The following is a 3,898-nucleotide window of genomic DNA, read 5'->3' as shown; positions in this document are numbered from 1 at the left end:
GCCCGCGCGGCACGCGCCGCCCCCCTCGCCCTACGGCGGCGGCCAGCAGATCACCCCGCCGCCCATGCCCCTGCACCAGGGGGGCTACCAGGGCCAGCAGGGCGGTTACCAGGGCCAGGGCGGCTACCAGGGGCAAGGCGGCTACCAGGGGCAGGGTGGCGCGGGGCCGGTCACCCCGCCGCCGCAGCCGATCACGCCGCCGCCGATGCCGATGTACCAGGGGGCCCCGCCGCAGCAGGGCCAGCGCCCGCCCGCCTACGGGCCGCCGACCTCGCCCACGGGACCGGGGTTCGGCCCGCCGCCGAAGTCGGGCGGGTCGAACGCGCCGCTCGCGATCGGCATCGGCTGCGGCGTCCTCGCGCTGGTCGCGATCATCGTCGTCGTGATCGCCGTGGTCGCGTCCAAGGGCGACGACCCGACGCCGCGCCCGACGTTCAGCGCCCCGTCGTACACGCCGTACTCCGCGCCCTCGACGTCCGGCAAGACGCTCAACACCGGCATCGTCGGCGTGTGGTCGGGCCCGGCCCAGCAGCCGGGGGTGAAGGACCCGTCCCGCCGCAACTTCACCGCGAAGTTCGCGATCATCTACTCGTCCGGGACGGCGACCTACACCTACCCGGACGGCAAGAACACCTGCTACACGCGGCTCGCGGCGATCTCCGGCACCGCGTCCAGCGGCAAGGTGGTCTTCCAGGAGACCCCGATGATCAGCGCCCCCTCGCAGTGCGCGGCCGGGTTCGTGACCTTCTACCCGACCAGCGGGGACATCCTGACGCTGAAGACGATGCGCTGGGATTGGCGGGAGAAGCAGTCCGAGGCCAGCCCGGACGCGTTCGGCACGGTCAGCAAGTAGCCCGCACGTTCGGCGGATGAGCGGTGGGCGGTCCGGCTCCGGCCGGGCCGCCCACCGTTCGCGTCTCTCCGGGAGCCGCGCTCAGGCGAGCGGCAGCCGGACGGTGATCACCAGGCCGCCGCCCTGGCGCGGCGCGGCGTAGACGCGGCCCCGGTGGGCCACCACCACCGACCGGACGATCGACAGCCCCAGCCCGGCGCCCTTGGCGGACTCCAGCCGGTCGGCGTTCAGCCGCCGGAACGGCTCGAAGAGCCGCTCGATCTCGTAGGCGGGCACGGCCGGGCCGGTGTTCTCCACCTGGACGGTCGCGTACCCCGACAGCACGCCGGTGCGGACCCAGACCTCGCCGCCGTCGGAGTTGTGCTTGATCGCGTTGTCCACCAGGTTGCCGACCAGGTGCTCCAGCAGGACGGGGTCGCCGAGCGTGGTGCCGCTGGTCAGCTCGCGGTGCACGGTGACCTCGTTCGGCTGCTCGCGGCGCTCCACGTTCGTCAGCACGGTCGCGGCGACCTCCGACAGGTCGGCCGGGGTGCGCGTGGTCAGCTCGCGCTCGCTGCGGGCGAGCAGCAGCAGGCCCTCGATGAGCCGCTCGTGCCGGGCGTTGTTGGCCAGCAGCGTCCGGCCGACCGTCCGCAGGTCGTCGGAGACCTCCGGATCGGTGAGCGCGACCTCCAGCAGCGTCCGGTTGATCGCCAACGGGGTGCGCAGCTCGTGCGAGGCGTTGCCGACGAACCGCCGCTGCGTGTCGAACGCGTCGCTGAGCCGTTCCAGCATCGCGTCGAAGGTGTCGGCGAGCTCCTTGATCTCGTCCTCGGGGCCGTCCAGCGCGATCCGCTCGTGCAGCGTGGACTCCGAGAGGCGGCGCGCGGTCGCGGTGACCCGCTGCAGCGGGGACAGCGCCCGGTCTGCGACGAAGTAGCCCATCACGACCGCGATGATGCCGACGCCGAGCAGCGCCAGCAGCGAGCGGATCAGCATCCGCCGCATGGCCAGGTCGCGGATCGCCTCGGACGAGATGTAGCTGCCGTCCGGGTAGCGGATGCCGGTGCCGGCCGGGAACACCGAGTCGAGCACCGACCGCAGCAGGAGGTAGGTGACGAACAGCAGCAGCACCCCGGCCAGGAAGAACAGCGCGCCGTACAGGACGGTCAGCCGCAGCCGGACGCTGATCCGGTTCGGCAGGGAGCGCAGGTCGGCCAGCAGCGAGGAGCCCTCGCCGTTCCTGGTCTCGGCGGGCCGGTCCCCCGGCATGGCGAACGAGCCGGTCGTCACGACGCCCACGTGGCCGTTGGGCCCGGTGTCGCCGGGCCCGCCGGGGCCCCCGGAGCCGGGACCCGCGCCGCCGCCGTTGCCCGGGGGCCGTCCGGCGGACGCGCCGGGCGGGGTCACCGAGGGCCGCACCGGCGAGGGCCCGCCGGCCTTGGCGGGGTCGAAGGGCGAGCCGTCCATGTCCTTGTCGGCGCCCCTGTCCGGGCCCCTTCCGGGGCTCTCCCGGCGGCCCGCGCCGTTGCCCGAGGCGGACGCGTCGCCCGCCCCCGGCGCCGAGGCGTCCCCCGGGACCGGTGCCGGGGCATCGCCGGGGAGCTGCGCCGAGGCGTCGCCGGGGACGTGCGCCGGGGCCTCGCCCCGGCCGGGCTCGGCCGCGCTCACAGCCGGTACCCCACGCCCGGGACGGTCTCGATGACGGGCGGGTCGCCGAGCTTCTTGCGCAGCGTCATCATCGTCACCCGCACCACGTTGGTGAACGGGTCGATGTGCTCGTCCCACGCCTTCTCCAGCAGCTGCTCGGAGCTGACCACCGCGCCCTCGGCGCCCATCAGCACCTCCAGCACGGCGAACTCCTTGCGGGTCAGCTCGATCGGCCGGCCGTCGCGGGTGACCTCCCGCCGGGACGGGTCGAGGGTGATCCCCGAGCGCTCCAGGACGGGCGGCAGCGGCGCGGACGCCCGCCGGCCGAGCGCCCGCACCCGGGCGACCAGCTCGGTGAACGCGAACGGCTTCGGCAGGTAGTCGTCGGCGCCGATGGACAGGCCCTCGACGCGCTGGTCGAGCTCGCCCGCCGCGGTCAGCATCAGGATGCGCGCCGGATACCGCTGGGCGACCAGCTGCTTGCACACGTCGTCGCCGTGCACCTTGGGCAGGTCGCGGTCGAGCACGACGACGTCGTACTCGTTGACGCCGGTCCGCTCCAGCGCGCCCGCGCCGTCGTAGGCCACGTCCACCGCCAGCGCCTCGCGGCGCAGGCCCGTGGCGATGGCGTCGGCGAGCACCCGCTCGTCCTCGACGACCAGAACCCTCACGAACTCCCCCTCGATGTGCGCCCCTCGCACTACCCCTCCGGTATGCCACAGGGCCCGTAAGAGCCTCGTAAGGGGCCCGCCGGGGCCGGACGGTGCCGCCCCGGCCACACGGCGCATTCGCGCTCGGAAACAGGTTTGAGTCAAGCGTAGGCGTGGGTAGGGACGGTCCGATCCGGGAGGAGGCCCATGGGCGAGCTGTCACGCCAGATCCAGCAGCGTCTCGACAACGCTTACGAGTCGCTGCGCCACGCCCACGCAGAAGGCGACATCTACCTGGTGGACATCAGCCAGGAGGAGATCAAGGAACTGCGCCGGATCGCAGCGAACAACGACATCGGTATCGACGCACCCCGGTGCGATTAGCCCCCGGTTCGGCAACCCCCGCTGCGTGAACGCATGAAGGGGCCCCGGACTCCCCTAGCGTCCGGGGCCCCGCTCCCTTGCCGCGCCTCCCGGCCGCCTGCCGCGCCTCCCGGCCGCAGCGACGACCACGACCTTTCAGGGCCTTTCAGGACGTCCAGGCGCGGCCTCCGTCAGTCCCTGGCGGGGTCCAGCGGGGCCAGAACGGCGTGCAGGGCGTCGAACAGGTCGGGAGCGGCGGCGATGCACAGCTCGGGGCTCACGGGCGCTCCAGCGAGCCCCTGGACGCGTCCGCCCGCCTCCTCGACGATCAGCGCGCCCGCCGCGACGTCCCAGGCCTGGACGCCGCGCTCGTAGTAGGCGTCGAGGCGTCCGGCGGCCAGCG

Annotated in this window: 4 protein-coding genes and 1 pseudogene; 2 read left to right on the top strand and 3 right to left on the bottom strand. The window is 73.9% G+C overall.

Annotated elements, in window-relative coordinates; translation table 11 throughout:
- Positions 1-853 (top strand): annotated as a pseudogene (locus AB0J52_RS31170) (hypothetical protein); the annotation flags it as partial.
- An 81-nt stretch (positions 854-934) separates the two neighbouring features.
- Here the strand turns inward: AB0J52_RS31170 and AB0J52_RS31165 are convergent.
- Positions 935-2,104, bottom strand: coding sequence for a sensor histidine kinase (locus tag AB0J52_RS31165; RefSeq protein WP_500186309.1), 1,170 nt, complete (start codon positions 2,102-2,104; stop codon positions 935-937).
- Positions 2,105-2,499: 395 nt separating this feature from the next.
- Positions 2,500-3,153, bottom strand: coding sequence for a response regulator transcription factor (locus AB0J52_RS31160; RefSeq protein ID WP_500186308.1), 654 nt, complete (start codon positions 3,151-3,153; stop codon positions 2,500-2,502).
- A gap of 186 nt (positions 3,154-3,339) precedes the next feature.
- Between AB0J52_RS31160 and AB0J52_RS31155 the strand changes: the two genes are divergently transcribed.
- Positions 3,340-3,516: a hypothetical protein gene (locus AB0J52_RS31155; protein ID WP_199486500.1), complete on the top strand. Its 177-nt coding sequence runs from the start codon at positions 3,340-3,342 to the stop codon at positions 3,514-3,516.
- Between the two features lie 170 nt (positions 3,517-3,686).
- Here AB0J52_RS31155 and AB0J52_RS31150 read toward each other — a convergent pair.
- On the bottom strand, positions 3,687-3,898 hold a 212-nt coding region (locus AB0J52_RS31150), incomplete at its 5' end, for an inositol monophosphatase family protein (RefSeq protein WP_500186305.1).

Origin of the sequence: Spirillospora sp. NPDC049652 (assembly GCF_040675125.1) — a bacterium.
Taxonomy (GTDB): domain Bacteria; phylum Actinomycetota; class Actinomycetes; order Streptosporangiales; family Streptosporangiaceae; genus Spirillospora.
Note: the sequence above shows the minus strand (reverse complement) of the source record. Positions and strands in the feature narration are given on the sequence as shown.